The 15,194-nt window shown below is 72.5% G+C and carries 14 protein-coding genes; 7 read left to right on the top strand and 7 right to left on the bottom strand.

The features are described from left to right. The first annotated feature begins 298 nt into the window (after positions 1–298). Positions 299–985: a SanA/YdcF family protein gene (locus tag ABT085_RS12780; protein WP_351605432.1), complete on the top strand. Its 687-nt coding sequence runs from the start codon at positions 299–301 to the stop codon at positions 983–985. A 38-nt stretch (positions 986–1,023) separates the two neighbouring features. On the opposite strand, the gene ABT085_RS12775 is transcribed toward ABT085_RS12780, so the two are convergent. Then, positions 1,024–1,446: a gamma-glutamylcyclotransferase family protein gene (locus tag ABT085_RS12775; RefSeq protein WP_351605426.1), complete on the bottom strand. Its 423-nt coding sequence runs from the start codon at positions 1,444–1,446 to the stop codon at positions 1,024–1,026. 175 nt (positions 1,447–1,621) lie between these two features. Here ABT085_RS12775 and ABT085_RS12770 point away from each other — a divergent pair, with 175 nt between their 5' ends. The 3 genes from ABT085_RS12770 to ABT085_RS12760 all read left to right on the top strand — a co-directional run bounded on the left by ABT085_RS12770 (position 1,622) and on the right by ABT085_RS12760 (position 4,974). Beyond that, positions 1,622–3,280 (top strand): M4 family metallopeptidase, encoded by a 1,659-nt coding sequence (locus tag ABT085_RS12770; protein WP_351605424.1) that lies wholly within the window; start codon positions 1,622–1,624, stop codon positions 3,278–3,280. Positions 3,281–3,626: 346 nt separating this feature from the next. Further along, positions 3,627–4,148 (top strand): GVDTG sorting domain-containing protein, encoded by a 522-nt coding sequence (locus ABT085_RS12765; RefSeq protein WP_351605421.1) that lies wholly within the window; start codon positions 3,627–3,629, stop codon positions 4,146–4,148. A 205-nt stretch (positions 4,149–4,353) separates the two neighbouring features. Continuing rightward, positions 4,354–4,974, top strand: a complete 621-nt coding sequence (locus ABT085_RS12760; protein ID WP_351605418.1) for a class F sortase — start codon at positions 4,354–4,356, stop codon at positions 4,972–4,974. On the opposite strand, the gene cpt is transcribed toward ABT085_RS12760, so the two are convergent. Then, entirely contained in the window at positions 4,958–5,521 is a 564-nt protein-coding gene (gene cpt / locus ABT085_RS12755) for a chloramphenicol phosphotransferase CPT (protein WP_351605411.1), read from the bottom strand. The two genes, ABT085_RS12760 and cpt, sit on opposite strands and share 17 nt — an antisense overlap. 131 nt (positions 5,522–5,652) lie before the next feature. Then, the gene (locus ABT085_RS12750; RefSeq protein WP_351605408.1) at positions 5,653–6,435 is read right to left on the bottom strand and encodes a sulfite exporter TauE/SafE family protein; all 783 of its coding nucleotides are present in this window, start codon (positions 6,433–6,435) and stop codon (positions 5,653–5,655) included. A gap of 366 nt (positions 6,436–6,801) precedes the next feature. Between ABT085_RS12750 and nirB the strand changes: the two genes are divergently transcribed. Together nirB and nirD are read left to right on the top strand one after the other, a co-directional pair. Continuing rightward, positions 6,802–9,441 carry a nitrite reductase large subunit NirB gene (gene nirB, locus ABT085_RS12745; protein ID WP_351605406.1) on the top strand — a complete coding sequence of 880 codons (2,640 nt, stop codon included), beginning with the start codon at positions 6,802–6,804 and terminating at the stop codon, positions 9,439–9,441. Beyond that, entirely contained in the window at positions 9,438–9,788 is a 351-nt protein-coding gene (nirD, locus tag ABT085_RS12740; RefSeq protein WP_351605402.1) for a nitrite reductase small subunit NirD, read from the top strand. Before nirB ends, nirD begins: the two co-directional genes overlap by 4 nt. A 70-nt stretch (positions 9,789–9,858) precedes the next feature. Here the strand turns inward: nirD and ABT085_RS12735 are convergent, their stop codons facing one another. After that, complete coding sequence (locus ABT085_RS12735; RefSeq protein ID WP_351605399.1) at positions 9,859–10,785, bottom strand: oxidoreductase; 927 nt, start codon at positions 10,783–10,785, stop codon at positions 9,859–9,861. An 89-nt stretch (positions 10,786–10,874) separates the two neighbouring features. Further along, on the bottom strand, positions 10,875–11,762 hold the full coding sequence (locus ABT085_RS12730; RefSeq protein ID WP_351605396.1) for a serine hydrolase: 888 nt from the start codon (positions 11,760–11,762) through the stop codon (positions 10,875–10,877). Positions 11,763–12,054: 292 nt separating this feature from the next. On the opposite strand from ABT085_RS12730, the gene ABT085_RS12725 reads away from it, so the two are divergent. Further along, the gene (locus ABT085_RS12725) at positions 12,055–12,573 is read left to right on the top strand and encodes a hypothetical protein (RefSeq protein WP_351605393.1); all 519 of its coding nucleotides are present in this window, start codon (positions 12,055–12,057) and stop codon (positions 12,571–12,573) included. Between the two features lie 30 nt (positions 12,574–12,603). On the opposite strand, the gene ABT085_RS12720 is transcribed toward ABT085_RS12725, so the two are convergent. Both ABT085_RS12720 and ABT085_RS12715 read right to left on the bottom strand, forming a co-directional pair. After that, a complete protein-coding gene (locus tag ABT085_RS12720; protein ID WP_351605390.1) occupies positions 12,604–13,719 on the bottom strand; it encodes a PP2C family protein-serine/threonine phosphatase in 1,116 nt (371 codons plus the stop codon). An 881-nt stretch (positions 13,720–14,600) separates the two neighbouring features. Continuing rightward, positions 14,601–14,831, bottom strand: coding sequence for a hypothetical protein (locus ABT085_RS12715; protein WP_351605388.1), 231 nt, complete (start codon positions 14,829–14,831; stop codon positions 14,601–14,603). Between the last annotated feature and the right edge of the window lie 363 nt (positions 14,832–15,194).

The following is a 15,194-nucleotide window of genomic DNA, read 5'->3' as shown; positions in this document are numbered from 1 at the left end:
CCGGCAGCGGGCTGCCGGGGCGGCGGGGGCCGGACCCGTCGGGGAGAGAGAGCGACACCGTCATGAACCGATCGTGGCGGCCGGACATTGCCTTCCCGTTGCATGGGGGTGACGGGTTTTTTCCATGGGTTCACGGCAGGGCGCCCGGGGTGTGTGAGGTACCGTGACCTGCGGCGACGGCATCGAACGTGAGTCCGCTCACACCGTGGGCGGCGAACCCGGACCCCGCGGTCCGCGTCCTTCATGGTCGAGAGCGGCCACGGCGCCCCGCCGCGGCCACCTGGGAAGGGACCGTCCGATGCGCCGACCGAAGCTGGGCCGACCTCGTCTGCCGCGCACCCGCGCGGGCCGGCGGCGCGCGGTGCAGGCCGTGATGGCCGGGTGCGTCCTCGCGCTGACCCCGATCACCTGGCTGTACGTCTCGACCGGCGACCGGCTGCGCACCACGGCCGACGCGCCCCGCACGGACGTCGCGGTCGTCTTCGGCGCGGGTCTGTGGGACGGCGAGCCATCGCCGTACCTCGCGCACCGCCTCGACGCGGCGGCCACCCTCTACCGCGCCGGCCGGATCGAGGTCGTCCTCGTCACCGGCGACAACAGCCGCGAGGACTACGACGAGCCGGACGCGATGCGCGCCTACCTGACGAAGCACGGCGTGCCCGACGCGCGGATCGTCAGCGACTACGCGGGCTTCGACACCTGGGACTCCTGCGTCCGCGCCAGGAAGATCTTCGGCGTGGACCGGGCGGTACTGATCAGCCAGGGCTTCCACATCCGGCGGGCGGTCGCCCTGTGCGAGGCGGCGGGTGTGCGGTCGTACGGCGTCGGGGTCGACGACAAGCACGACGTGACCTGGTACTACGGCGGCACCCGGGAGGTCTTCGCGGCGGGCAAGGCCGCGCTGGACGTGCTGTTCGAGCCGGACCCGCACTTCCTCGGCCCCGAGGAGCCGGGGGTACGACGGGCCCTGACCGCCGCCCGGTGACCCGGAGCGCCGGCCGGTGACCCGCACCGCCGGCCGGGTCAGCGATGCGCCCGCCAGTCGCCGCCCTCGACGATCCTGCCGTCCGCCCGCAGGCGCTCGGCGACCGCCGGGGCGGCGACGTACACCCAGGCGCGCACGGCCGCGCCGTCGGCGTCCCGGCCGACCTCGCGCTCGACGCGCAGGTAGAGGCTGCGCGGATCGCCGGGGACGTACTCCTCCAGCCGGTCCAGCTCGGCCAGCAGTTCGTCGTACGCGTCCACCGGCACGGTGACCAGTTCCCCGAGCACCCCGCCGCCCCCGGGCTCCTCCACGGCGTACGGGTATCCGGGTCCGTCGTACAGCACCGCGCCCGCGAGCCGGGCCGGGTGCGCGGAACGGGTCCGGCCGCGCAGGTAGGCGTCGTGATAGCGCCCACCGGGCCGGAGCGTCCCGTAGACGAAGAAGGGAAGTTGCTCCCGCACGCTCACTCGGTCTCCCACCTGTACAGCCACGCCGTCGCAGCGTTGCAGAAACGATTCTCAGCCCTCACATCTCCTCCCGATAGGGCTATGGACATGACATGTCATGCCCCCTTAAATCTTGCGGAGCACATCCAGCGCCCCCCACGCGCCCGATGGCGCCTTTCCGAGGAGACCGATGAGTCGGATACGGCAGTACGTCAGCTCGGTTCGCAGGTCCCGCCGTCTCGCCGCCGCCGGCGTGGTGGCCACCACCGCCACCCTGCTGGCCGCCGCGCTCTCCCCCGCCGCCGACGCGGCCGACAGACCGAACAGGGCCACCGCGCTCCGCAACGCCGCGACGGTCGTCGCCGACCGGGCGGACGCCCTCGGCCTGACCTCCGTCCAGCACACCCGGGTCCGCGACGTGATCATCGACAAGAACGGTGCGCAGCACATCCGCTACGACCGCACCTACCGCGAACTCCCCGTCCTGGGCGGCGACTTCGTGGTCCACCTGGCCCCGGACGGGACGTACCGCAGCACGGACCGGGCGACCGGGGGCACCCTCGACCTGCCCTCGATCACCCCCGCCCTGTCCGCCCCGAAGGCCGCCGACTCCGCGGCGAGCGCGCTGCGCGCCGCCCATCTCGGCCAGACCCTGCGCAAGGTCACGGCAAAGCCGCAACTGGTCGTCGACGCGCTGCACGGCAGCCCGCGGCTCGCCTGGCGCACCGACGTGGCCGCCCTCGACACGCTCGGCAACCCGGTGGCCCGCACGGTGCTGACCGACGCCCGCACCGGCGCCCGGATCGACGCCTGGGACAGCATCGAGACCGCGACGGGCGACGGGCAGTCGCTGTACGGCGGCACGGTGCCGCTGGAGACGACGCTGTCGGGATCGGCGTACCAGCTCAAGGACGCGACCCGCGGCAACACGTACACGGGTGACGCCGCCAACAAGACCGACCTGTGCATCTTCGGCATCTGCTTCAGCCGGGCGCCCGCGACGGTCTTCACGGACACCGACAACCACTGGGGAACGGGGGCGACTTCGGACCGCTCCTCGGCCGCGGTGGACGCCCAGTACGGCACCAATGAGACCTGGGACTACTACAAGAACGTCCACGGCCGCAACGGCATCGCCGGTGACGGCAAGGGCTCGTACAACCGCGTCCACTACGGCAACAGCTACAACAACGCCTTCTGGGACGACAGTTGCTTCTGCATGACGTACGGCGACGGTGACGGGACGACGTTCGGCCCGCTGGTCGCGCTGGACGTGGCGGGCCACGAGATGTCGCACGGCGTCACGTCCAAGACGGCCGCGCTGACCTACTCCGGCGAGCCGGGCGGCCTGAACGAGGCGACCTCCGACATCCTCGGCACCCTGGTGGAGTGGTACGCGAACAACGCCTCGGACCCGGGCGACTACCTGATCGGCGAGAAGATCGTCCGGCCCGGCTTCGGCAAGGCGGCGCTGCGCTTCATGGACCAGCCCTCGAAGGACGGCAGCTCCGCGGACTGCTGGAGTTCCTCGGTCGGCAACCTCGACGTGCACTACTCCTCGGGCGTCGCCAACCACTTCGCTTACCTCCTGGCGGAGGGCAGCGGCGCACGGACCGTCAACGGCGTCAGCTACAACTCGCCCACCTGCAACGGCTCGACGGTCACCGGTATCGGCCGCGACAAGCTGGGCGCGATCTGGTACCGCGCGCTGACGGTCTACATGACGTCGTCGACGAAGTACGCGGGCGCCCGTACGGCGACCCTGAACGCGGCGCGGGACCTCTACGGCGCGAGCAGCACGGAGTACGCGGCGGTGGCCGCGGCCTGGAGCGCGGTGAGCGTGAGCTGACCACGCGGCGAACGCGGTGAGCGTGAGCCGACCATACGGCTGACGCGGCCGGGGCCGGTCCCTTCGGGGCACCGGCCCCGGTCGTGCTCACCCGTTCGTCCCTCCGCCGTACATCCTTCGCGGTTCTTCGTCCACGCATCGCCGCATGCCCTCTGACCTGCCGAAACAGTGGCGGTCTGCACTGCGCGCCGGGCCCGTGCGACACCCGTTCACCGCAATTCTGACGATCCCTCAGGAAGCGGTCCGGGGCCACTGCCACTTACCTCGGAGAAGCGGGGCACGACCGACGCAGCGGCACTCGAGGGTGTCGCGGGCCGTGGCCCCTCCATGAGCCGAGGGAGCACCGATGCGACGTACCGCCCGTCTGCTGGCCGGCACCGCGCTCGCCGTCGTCGCCGCGGGCGCGGTGGCCGCGCCCGCCTACGGCGGTGCCACCGGCAGCCTGGAGGTGTACCCGTCCACCACCGAGCCGGGCGGGCAGGTCACGGTGAACACCGCGGCGTGCGGCAAAGGCGGTTCGGCGGCGGGGGACGCCAGCGCGGTGGGTGCCGGGCGGTTCACGCTGGCGCCCAGCACCCACGAGAACGACGCGATCGGACAGTTCCGGGTCCCGCCGAGCGCGCAGCCGGGAACGTACGAGATCGTCGCGGCCTGCGCCGAGGGCAGCCTGCGGGTGACGGGCGACCTGCACGTCACCCTGACCGCCCTGTCCGGGCAGGTGCAACCGAAGGGAAGCGTGAAGACGGGGGTCGGCGGCGCACTCGGCCCCGACCCCGTACAGACCGCGGCAGGCTTGACGGCGCTCGCCGTGGCCGCCGCGGGCGGTACCTGGCTCCTGCATCGCCGGGCGAGAGGCGACGGGATCTGACGGACACCCTCCGCCGTCCGTCCGCCGGTACCGCATGTCCCCTCCCCTCCGGGCCCGACGCCCCTCGCGGCCCGGAGGGGGCACGGGGCCTGGCTTCCCGGAGAGAAGCCGACTTCCCAGGGGACCGACTTCCCGGGGATCCGACTTCCCGGGGAGAGGGAGAGGAAGGGGCTTCCGGGGAGGAGAAGGAGAAGAGGAGGCAGGCATGCCCAGAGTCGGGAACACCGCCATAGCCACCGTCACCGCCGCCGCGCTCTGCTCGGGCGTGCTGCTGCTGCGCGGTCCGATCGGCATCCACGCCCCGCCGCAGCCCTCCGCCGCGCAGGCGCACGCCGACCCGGGCGGCGAACGCGCCGCCGCCCCCGCGCTGCCGCCGTCCCCGCCCGTCCGGATACACATACCGTCGATCCGCGTGAACGCCCCGCTGACGGGGCTCGGCCTGACGAGCACCGGCAGCCTCGACGTCCCGCCCGCCGCGAACAAGAACCTCGCCGGCTGGTACGAGGCGGGCACCACCCCGGGCGAGACCGGCACCGCGATCGTGGCGGGCCACGTCGACAACACCGAAGGACCCGCCGTCTTCTACGACCTAGGCGCCCTGCGCAAGGGCAGCGCCATCGAGGTGGACCGGCGCGACGGCAGTGTCGCGCTCTTCACGGTCGACGCGGTCGAGGTCTACGAGGCGAAGGACTTCCCCGACGAGAAGGTCTACGGGGCCTCGGCGCGCCCCGAGCTGCGGGTGATCACCTGCGGTGGCGGCTACTCGCGCAGCACCGGGTACCAGGGGAACGTGGTCGTCTTCGCCCACCTCACCGACAGCCGCTGAGCCCGGACGGCTCCCGGTCCACCCGGGCGGCGATGGTCCGCGCACAGGCCAGGGACTCGGTGCGGGAGGTGTCCACCTCCAGGTCGTAGAGCACGCCCTGATGCACGGCTTCCGCCTGGGCCGCGGCCATGCCCGGGACCCGGTCCCCCCGGGCCGTCTCGCGGCCCGCGGCGACCTCGGCGGCGCAGCGGACGCCGACCCACAGCACGTCCAGCCCGTCGAGGGCCTTGCGCCACCGGTCCTGCGAGGCGGCCCCGCCGAGGAAGACATCGTCGACGACGACCCGGGCGCCCGCCCGTACCGTCGCGGCGATCCCCGCCATCCAGGCCGCCTCCAGTTCCCGGAACAGCGGCCCGACGTCCACGCCGCCGTCCGGGGCGAAGTCGATCCCGGCGTCCGACGCCTTCAGGGACGCGGGCAGCGCGTCGACCAGCGCGTCGATCCCGAAGGCCAGCCACGGCTGCGGCAGCACGGCCTGGAGACACCGGGCGAGCCCGGTCTTGCCCGAGCTGGAACCGCCGTTCAGCACGATCACTTGGGTGGTCATCGGGTCACCGTAGGGGAAACCCCGGCCGGACCGGCAACGGATTTCGGCACGGGACACCGGCGGCGGCCGCCGGCCGTGGGACCGTGGGGCGGCCGCCGCCGGCCGTGGGACCGTGGGGCGATCGCCGCCCGTCAGGCCACCCACTGCGTGTACGCCAGGTTCGCCACCAGTGCCAGCACGACCGTCAGCAGCACGACCCGGACGAAGCCGCTGCCCTTCTTCAGGGCCGTGCGGGCGCCGAGGGTGCCGCCGGCCAGGTTGAAGACGGCCATGAGCGCGGCCGGCTGCCACAGCACCGTGCCCTGCCAGGCGAACATCGCGAGGGCGCCCGCGTTGGTGCAGCAGTTGACGATCTTCGCGTTGGCGGAGGCCGTCACCAGGTCGAGGTGCAGTACGGCGGTGAGGGCGAGCACCAGGAACGTACCGGTGCCGGGGCCGATGAACCCGTCGTAGAAGCCGATGCCCAGGCCGGCGAGGCCGATCGCGGCGAGGACGCGACGGCGGCCGACCGGGCCGGGCGCCGGGGCGGTGCCGAAGGCGGGGCGCAGGATCACGAAGGCCGCGACACCGAGCAGCACCACCATGATCACCGGCTTGAGCACCTCGGTGCTCATCCCGGCCGCGAAGAACGCCCCGGCCGAGGACCCGGCGAGCGCGGTCAGACCGATGCGTACGGCCAGGCGCACGTCCACCGGGGTCCTGCGGACGTAGGTCACCGCCGCCGCGGACGTGCCGACGATCGCGACCGCCTTGTTGGTGCCCAGCGCGTACGCCGCCGGGGTGCTCGCCGGCAGCCCGAGCAGCAGCGTGGGCAGCAGCAGGAGCCCGCCCCCGCCCACCACCGCGTCGATCCAGCCGGCCGCGAGGGCGGCGAGGCACAGGAGGGCGAGCGTGGTCAGCGGTATGTCGGGCATGACCGCGACCCTAAGGCACGGACCGGTGCACCCCACACGGACCTCGCTGCCCGCCGGACCTGCCGCCCGCCCCCACCGGCCCACCGGCCCACCGGGCCGTCTCCCGCCCGGCCACCGATCCGCCCCTCGCCGGGCCACCGGCCGCCTCCCACCGGGCCACCTGTCCTCCGCCCGCGAACCCTCACACCCCGGGCCGTCCCTCGCTGAGGGCAGCGTTCCTCTCGGGAAACAGAGGTGATGCGGCAGGGAAACACCGGCCCCGCACGCTGCTGGACACAGCGGCACAGCCTCGGATCCGCCGCCGCTGTCCCACCCGCTGCACCCGCCCCGCCCACTCCACCTGCTCCCCAACGATGGAGGCTCCTGATGTCCACGACCGCAAGTGTCGGGGGCCGGTCCCGCCCCACGATCGTGCTCGTCGGCCACGGCATGGTCGGCCAGCGCTTCCTCGAAGCGCTCGCCGAACGCGGCCTGACCGCCACGCACCGGGTGGTCGTGCTGTGCGAGGAGCCGCGCCCGGCGTACGACCGGGTCGCGCTGACCTCGTACTTCTCGGGGCGGACCGCCGAGGACCTCTCCATGACCGACATGGGGTTCATCCGCGAGCACGGCATCGAGCTGCACATCGGCGACCCGGCGGAGACGATCGACCGCGCCGCGCGCACGGTGACGGCCCGCTCCGGTCTCTTTGTCGGCTACGACATCCTCGTCCTGGCCACGGGCTCGTACCCGTTCGTGCCGCCGGTCCCCCACAAGGACGCCGAGGGCTGCTTCGTCTACCGCACGATCGAGGACCTGCTCGCCATCGAGGAGTACGCGCGGGCCAGGGCGACGACGGGTGCGGTGGTCGGCGGCGGGCTGCTGGGCCTGGAGGCGGCGGGCGCGCTGAAGGGCCTCGGACTCACCAGCCACATCGTGGAGTTCGCGCCGCGCCTGATGCCCGTACAGGTCGACGAGGGCGGCGGCGCCGCGCTGTTGCGCACCATCGAGGAGATGGGCCTGTCCGTCCACACCGGGGTGGGCACGCAGGAGATCGTGGTCGGCGAGGACGGCGCGGTCACCGGTATGAAGCTGTCCGACGGCTCCGAACTCGCCACCGACATGGTGGTGTTCTCCGCCGGTGTCCGCCCCCGCGACCAGCTGGCCCGCGCCTGCGGACTGACGGTCGGCGAGCGCGGCGGCATCGCGGTCGACGAGCGGTGCCGTACGGTCGGCGACGCGCGGGTGTTCGCGATCGGGGAGTGCGCGCTGGCGGCGGACGGCCGGGTGTACGGCCTGGTCGCCCCCGGCTACGAACAGGCGGAGACGGCGGCCGCCGCGATCGCCGCCGACGCCGCTGCCGGGGCTGCCGGCGAGGCCGGGCAGCCGTCGTTCACCGGTGCCGACCTGTCCACCAAGCTGAAGCTGCTCGGCGTGGACGTGGCCTCCTTCGGCGACGCGCACGGCACCGCCGCCGACTGTCTGGACGTCGTCTACTCGGACGCCCGGGCGGGCCTGTACAAGAAGCTGGTCATCGGCCGGGACGGCACGCTGCTGGGCGGCATCCTGGTCGGCGACGCGGAGGCGTACGGCACCCTGCGCGCGTTCACCGGCTCGGTCCCGCCCGTCGCCCCCGAGCAGCTGGTGCTGCCGGCCGGTGCCGGGGGTCCCGTCCAGCTGGGCCCGTCCGCGCTGCCGGACGAGGCCGTCGTCTGCTCCTGCCACAACGTCACCAAGGGCACGATCCGCGGCGCGGTCACGGAGCACTCCTGCACGACCGTGCCCGAGGTGAAGAAGTGCACCAAGGCCGGTACGGGCTGCGGCAGTTGCGTGAAGGTGCTGAGCCAGCTCGTCACCGCCGAGCTGGAGGCGAACGGCGTCGAGGTCGACAAGGGCCTGTGCGGCTGCTTCGCCCAGTCCCGCGAGGAGCTCTACGAGATCGTCCTCGCCCTGCGCGTCACCTCCTACCGGGAGCTGCTGGACCGCCACGGCCGCCCGGACGCCCGGGGCGGCGACGGCTGCGAGATCTGCAAGCCCACGGTCGGCTCGATCATCGCCTCCCTCGCCCCGACGATCGGCGCGCACGGCTACGTCCTGGACGGCGAGCAGGCGGCCCTCCAGGACACCAACGACCACTTCCTCGCCAACCTCCAGAAGAACGGCTCGTACTCGGTCGTGCCGCGCATCCCGGGCGGCGAGATCACCCCCGAGAAGCTCATCGTGATCGGCGAGGTGGCCCGCGACTTCGGGCTCTACACGAAGATCACCGGCGGGCAGCGCATCGACATGTTCGGCGCCCGCGTCGAACAGCTCCCGCTGATCTGGGCCCGGCTGGTGGACGCCGGCTTCGAGTCGGGGCACGCGTACGGCAAGTCGCTGCGCACGGTCAAGTCCTGCGTGGGACAGACCTGGTGCCGTTACGGAGTCCAGGACTCGGTCCGTATGGCGATCGACCTGGAGCTGCGCTACCGGGGCCTGCGGTCGCCGCACAAGCTCAAGTCGGCGGTGTCGGGCTGTGCCCGCGAGTGCGCGGAGGCCCAGTCGAAGGACTTCGGCATCATCGCCACCTCCAACGGCTGGAACCTGTACGTCGGCGGCAACGGCGGCGCCACCCCGCGCCACGCGGACCTGCTCGCCCAGGACCTGTCCGACGACGGACTGGTGCGGCTGATCGACCGGTTCCTGATGTTCTACATCCGCACCGCGGACCGCCTTGAGCGCACCTCGACCTGGCTGGAGCGGATCCCGGGCGGCCTGGACCACGTCCGGGACGTGGTGGTGGAGGACTCCCTCGGCATCTGCGAGGAACTGGAGTCGCTGATGGCCGCCCACGTCTCGGCCTACCGCGACGAGTGGGCCGAGACCATCGACGACCCCGAGAAGCTCAGCCGGTTCGTGTCGTTCGTCAACGCGCCCGACACTCCCGACCCGGTCGTCGGCTTCGTCCCCGAGCGCGACCAGATCAAGCCCGACCTGCCGCTGTTGACCATCGGCACGCGCCCCCTGGAAGGAAGTGCCCCGCGATGACCCTGGCACCCGAGACGACCGCCCTGAAGGTCCGGCTGCGCCTTGCGGACTCCTGGTTCACGGTCTGCGACCTGACCGCGCTGACCCCCGGCCGGGGCCTGGCCGCGCTGCTGCCCGACGGCCGCCAGGTCGCCCTGTTCCGCGACCGGTCCGGAACGCTGTACGGCATCGACAACCGCGATCCGTTCAGCGGCGCGGCCGTCCTGTCCCGCGGGCTGACCGGCACCCACCGGGGCCGCCCGTTCGTCGCCTCTCCCCTGCTCAAGCAGCGCTTCGACCTGGTGACCGGGCAGTGCCTGGACGACGAGACGGTACGGGTGGCGACGTACGAGGTACAGGCCGCCTGAGCCCCTAGCCCCTCGCGCCCGTCAGGACTTCAGTCTCTCGGCGGTCGGAGCTGGGGCCACTCGGCGGCCGTCAGGGCTTGAGCCCCTCGTACGTCACCCCCGTGAGCTCCTCGGACGCGGCCCACAGGCGCTCGCTCACCCGGTCGTCGCGGGTCCAGGAGGCCCGTCGCGACGGTGCGGGCGCCCCGCGCCACATCGCGAAGGACGGGCCGGTGAAGGAGTCGGGCCGTACGCCGGGCGCGGTGGCGGCGTACAGGCTGGGCAGCGCGCCCGCCTCGGCCGGCTGGGCGATGATGCGGTTGCCCAGCTCCATCAGCCGCTCGGCGCCCCGGCGGCCCTCCGCGCGCGGACCGGCGGTCTGGAGGTTGGTGGCCGCGTACCCGGGGTGGGCCGCCGCGGCGACCGTGTCCGAGCCGGCCGCCGCGAGCCTGCGCGCCAGTTCGTGGGTGAAGAGCAGGTTGGCGGTCTTGGAGCGGGCGTAGACGATCCAACGCCGGTATCCGTGCTCGCTGTTGAGGTCGTCGATGTCGATGTTCGCGAGCGCGTGCATCATGCTGGAGACGGTCACGACCCGGGCGCCGGGGGCGGCGAGGAGCGCCGGCAGCAGCAGCCCCGTGAGGGCGAAGTGCCCGAGGTGGTTGACCCCGAACTGGGTCTCGAACCCGTCGGCCGTCGTCCCGTACGGCAGCGCCATCACCCCGGCGTTGTTCACCAGCAGATCGAGCCGCTCGTACGGGAAGCGGGCCGCGAACTCCCGTACGGACGCCAGGTCGCCGAGGTCCAGCCGGGCGAACTCCACCTCGGCACCCGGCACTTCGGCGCCGATCTGGTCCACCGCGGCCCGTCCCCGCGGCTCGCTCCGGCAGGCCACGACCACCCGGGCGCCGTGGCGCGCCAGCTCGCGCGCGGTGACGTACCCGAGCCCGCTGTTGGCTCCGGTGACGACCGCGGTACGGCCGCCCAGGCCGGGTATGTCGTGCGCGCTCCAGCCGGACATGACTTCTTCCCTCCACGGGTCTGCCAGGACCTCCACCCTAGGGCGGCCCGCGGAGAGCGGCTCGGCAGGGTAGGCCGGGCCGGGCCGGGTCAGACGGCGGCGGGCGTGTTCAGGTCCCGGTTGACGACCCGGGCGGCGGCTTCGAGGGTGGCGACGCCGTCGGCCATCGTCCGGCTGCCGTCCGAGAGCACGGCCATCGCGTAGTCGTGGCCGCCGCCGGTGAAGGCGCCGACGCTGTTCACCCGCCAGCCGTCGGTGGCGTCCGGCAGCCAGCCGTTCTTGACGTGCACCGTCGCGGTCGTGGGAGCCCCGGCCGGGGCTCCCCAGCGCTGCTCGGGAATCACCTGGCTCATCAGGCGCAGCGCGTAGGCGCGGGCGCCGGGGCCGAGGACCGCGTTGTCCGAGGTGAGCAGCCGGAGCAGGGTCAGCTGGTCGGCGGCCGTGATCTGAGTACGCCCCCAGTGGCCGTTCGGCGCGGGCACGGTGTCCCGCATGCCGGCCAGGGTCAGGAAGCGCTGGACGCCGGCCGTCCCGAGCTGGTGCCACAGGGCGTTGGTCGCGTCGTTGTCCGACTTGGTGATCATCGCGGTGGTCAGCTCCACCTCGCGGGACGTCAGGGCGCGGTGCTCGTCCGCCGTCTGCCGCAGCAGGGCCCCGAGCACCGTGACCTTGACCACGCTCGCCGAGTCGAAGGCCGCGTGGGCCCGGAAGGCGCACGAGGTCCCGGTGGCGCGGTCGTAGAGGGCGAGCGCGGTGGAGCCCTGGCGTCCGCGGAGCGCGGCGGCGAGGTCCTGCGACAGCCGGTCCGCGAGCCCCGGCCGCTGCGAGGTGCATGTCACGGGCGAGCCGCCGACGGACGCGCCGCCCGTGCTCGCCTGCGCCGGGGTGGCGGTGGCGAACGCGGCGAGGGCCGTCCCGGCGGTCATGGCCGCGGCCAGTCCCCGCCGGGCGAGGCGGGGTATGCGCGATGCGGGCATGGAGGTTCCGTCCTGCTCGGTGTTGCGGTCGCGGCGGCAGCGCGCACGGAGTCGGCGACGGCTGCGCGAGACGCGGGGAACGAAGGCGACGCTACAGGGACGAACAAGACCAAACCGACCAACAAATAGCGCTATGTCCGCTTTGCGTGGATTTCCCGACCTGTGACATTAATCAATGAATTCGCCCTTGCCATACGGTCATGCACGCATCCGGCACACACAGAAAACCGGGCGCCCGGCCGGCCCGCTCCGTGCCAGGATGCGGTTCGCTCGAATCGGAGGAACGGATCCCATGGCGAAAGAGATGGTCACGGTCTGCCTGCCGCCGGAGGCGCACGGGCGCCTGCGGCCCGCGATCGAGGAGGCCATGGCCCCCTTCGACATGAACGGCGACCACGAGCCGTACCAGGGCGAGTGGGACCAGTGGTGGCTGGGCCGGGAGGGCGACGAGTTCGACGTGCTCCCCGGCCACGAGGACGACCCCCGCCTCGTCCGGGGCCCGCTGGACGCCGACGACGCGTCACGTCCCGAGACGCACGGCCGGTGTTACGGGGGCCCGCGCGGCCTGCTCGACTTCGACGGCATGCGCGCCCGCGCCGCACGACTGGCCGCGACGCTCGACCCGGACGAGGTCTGCATGCTCCCGTTCAGGCAGTGGCAGCCCGAGCAGGTGATCCCCAGGGAGTGGCTGCTCACGCTGGACGGAGCGTGGATCTACGGCACCAGGGACGACTACCTCGATTTCGCCAACGCCTACCTGGACGACCTGCCTCCGGACGTCATCGTCGTCCGCCTGCGCATCCACTGCTGACGGACCGTCCGCCGAGTCGGCGGGCCGGGTTCACAGGCGCACGATGACCAGGGCGGTGTCGTCGGTGGCGTCGCCGGGCGGGAGCAGGTCGCCGAGCACGGCGTCGGCGAGGCTCTCGCAGTCGTCCGTGTGGTGCCGGGCCAGGGAACCGGCGAGCCGGTCGAGGCCGACGTCGATGTCCTCGCGGCGGCGTTCGATCAGACCGTCGGTGTAGAGGACGAGGACGTCGCCCTCGTGGAAGGCCACGGCGGCCTGGATCCGGGAGGCGTGCCGGGGGCGGGCGGCGAGCGGGGGGTCGGTGGCCCGGTCCAGGAACTCGACGCTCCCGTCCGCCCGGGCGAGGGCCGGCGGGAGGTGACCGGCGCTGCTGTAGGTGATGGTGTGGGTCTCCCAGTCGACGAATGCCGTGGCCACCGTGGTGTTCTCGGCGCCGTCGATGGTCCGGGCGTACAGTCCCAGGACCTCCAGGGCGCGGGCGGGGTTCTCGGAGACGAGGCAGGCCGCGCTGAGGGCACTGCGCAGCTGTCCCATGACGCCGGCCGCGGGCAGGCCATGACCGACGACATCTCCGACGGCGACGGCAATGCGGTCGCCCGGCCGGTCGATGAGGTCGTACCAGTCCCCGGCCACGCTCAGCGCCGCGGCGGCGGGCCGGTAGCGCACGGCCGCATGGTGGCGGCCGACCGGGCGGGGAACGGGCAGCATGGCCGTCTGCAGGGACAGCGCGACTTCACGGGCGCGGATGAACTCGGTGACCTCCTCCACCCGGTGCAGCAGCAGGGCCACCCGCCCGTCCGGACCGAAGACGGGAATGTTGATCTGGGTCCAGTACCGGTCGGTCCGTGCCCCGGGCCGCTCGGGGTCCTCCACCTCGGTGTGCCGCAGCGCCATGGTGTCGCACTCGCCGGTCTCCGCCGCCCGCATCAGCGACGCCTGGACCCTGGACGTGAGGGCCGCGACCGGGGCGTCCGGATCGTCGCGGAAGTCGTCGGGGAGGTAGTTGCCGATGATCTGCTCGCGGGTGCGGCCCACCGTGCGCAGGAACGCGTCGTTGGCGTCCACGTAGACCAGCTGCGGGGTCAGCAGTGCCACCGCTCCGGGAAGGGCCTGGAACACCGCCGCGTAGTCGATCTCTGGTTCCGCCACGTCTTTCCCGCCTCGACGTCGCCACTGGCGTGCATGTCCGACGAGGTGCGCCTCGCACGGCCGGCACGGACAGCACCCCGGACCAGCATGTGTCCGCCCCGCGACCTCCGCATCCGGGACCACGGCCCCCGGGCCCGGGCAGCGGACACGCACCCGCCTCGGCGTCGCGAGCCGTCGGCTTGACCATGCAGTGTCTCTTTGTCGTGTGCGTGCCCGGATGAGGATGCATGAGCAATTGATGGCCGTGGTGCTGCGGGGGGGAGGGTGTGCCAGGATCCCGCACGTGAAGCGCCTGTCCGCGATCAGCGCCCTGGCCTGTGTGTTCCTCCTTGCGGGTTGCAGTAGCAGCAGTCCGACCGCCTCTGCGGTGGCACCGCCGTCGGCGTCGGCGCCTTCGGCAGCCCGGTGAAAACATCGAGTTCACGAAAGCAGTGCTGGTCGATGCGGGCATCACGACCGCCACCAACATGAGTACCAAGACCGCGCACCTGTCTAAAGCGAGGCGTTGCCCGCCCGGCAGCCACTAGATGTCACGATCCGGCACTCGAACGTCCTTGGGGATAAGGGCCCCAGCGGGACGCTCTCAACAATGGATTAGGCAGCCACCATGGGGCGAGCCTCGAAGATCGGGGCCCACATCGGGCTATTGCGGGCAGGTCCAGAGACTGCCCGATTCGCGACCACCGTACGGGCCCCGATCTCCCGCCCCACGGCAGCTCCGGCCCAAAGCCGCTCCCGCCGACCTCGCCGGGCCCGTGTGCGATCGTCACGCCTCCCAGGTACGTTGAGCTGTCAGCCAAGGGGGAACGCTCGCGAGGGAGCGCCCCGCAACGCGTGGCTGCGGGGCGCCGATCCACTTTCACAACGGGCCCTAGTGGGGTTTAGTCGACCGTCCGCCCGTCGTACTTGCCGCCCCTGCAGGTCGGGAGCACGGGCGTCGACCGATCGATCATTCCGCCGCCGTCCGTGCACTCACCCGGGGTGACGCTGGCCGGGGTGACGCTGGCCGAAGTGACGCCGCCGGCGGCGGTGGCGGTGGCGGCGCCTGTGAGGCCGAGTCCGGCGAGGGCTGCCGTGGCGAAGACTGCGGCGAGGATTCGTCGAATGCGCATTTGGTTCGCCTTTCACAGATTGCCTCGGTTGGGGCACTAGCCAGCTTGATCTTCACCCATATGGGTGGCACGTCATGTTGGGCCATTCGGGTGACAGTGTTGTCGGGTGCGGGGTCGGTGACGCGTCGAGTCCTGGCGTCGCCGCACGGACCCTTGGTCGCGCAGTCTCGCGATCAGCCTGGTGCCCCACGGTGCCTCCCCCTGGAACACCCCATCTCAAGCGGTGCCGACGGGGACCGTGTACGGGACCCAGCCGCACCCGGAGGGCACAACGAGGTCACAACGGCCTCGCACGGACTCAACGTCAGCCAACGTCAGCCAACGGCGTTTTCCCTGGTCAGCGACGTACCTTGACAGTCGGCA

Origin of the sequence: Streptomyces sp. NPDC002265 (assembly GCF_040296125.1) — a bacterium.
Classification (GTDB): Bacteria; Actinomycetota; Actinomycetes; order Streptomycetales; family Streptomycetaceae; genus Streptomyces.
This window is presented reverse-complemented; position numbering and strand designations above follow the sequence as displayed.

Bases quoted from the DNA above. Each gene is read 5' to 3' on its own strand.
- ABT085_RS12770 (WP_351605424.1), top strand. From the start codon at position 1,622: ATGAGTCGGATACGGCAGTACGTCAGCTCGGTTCGCAGGTCCCGCCGT.
- ABT085_RS12765 (WP_351605421.1), top strand. From the start codon at position 3,627: ATGCGACGTACCGCCCGTCTGCTGGCCGGCACCGCGCTCGCCGTCGTC.
- ABT085_RS12780 (WP_351605432.1), top strand. From the start codon at position 299: ATGCGCCGACCGAAGCTGGGCCGACCTCGTCTGCCGCGCACCCGCGCG.
- nirB (WP_351605406.1), top strand. From the start codon at position 6,802: ATGTCCACGACCGCAAGTGTCGGGGGCCGGTCCCGCCCCACGATCGTG.
- ABT085_RS12725 (WP_351605393.1), top strand. From the start codon at position 12,055: ATGGCGAAAGAGATGGTCACGGTCTGCCTGCCGCCGGAGGCGCACGGG.
- ABT085_RS12760 (WP_351605418.1), top strand. From the start codon at position 4,354: ATGCCCAGAGTCGGGAACACCGCCATAGCCACCGTCACCGCCGCCGCG.
- nirD (WP_351605402.1), top strand. From the start codon at position 9,438: ATGACCCTGGCACCCGAGACGACCGCCCTGAAGGTCCGGCTGCGCCTT.
- ABT085_RS12750 (WP_351605408.1), bottom strand. From the start codon at position 6,435: ATGCCCGACATACCGCTGACCACGCTCGCCCTCCTGTGCCTCGCCGCC.
- cpt (WP_351605411.1), bottom strand. From the start codon at position 5,521: ATGACCACCCAAGTGATCGTGCTGAACGGCGGTTCCAGCTCGGGCAAG.
- ABT085_RS12730 (WP_351605396.1), bottom strand. From the start codon at position 11,762: ATGCCCGCATCGCGCATACCCCGCCTCGCCCGGCGGGGACTGGCCGCG.
- ABT085_RS12715 (WP_351605388.1), bottom strand. From the start codon at position 14,831: ATGCGCATTCGACGAATCCTCGCCGCAGTCTTCGCCACGGCAGCCCTC.
- ABT085_RS12735 (WP_351605399.1), bottom strand. From the start codon at position 10,785: ATGTCCGGCTGGAGCGCGCACGACATACCCGGCCTGGGCGGCCGTACC.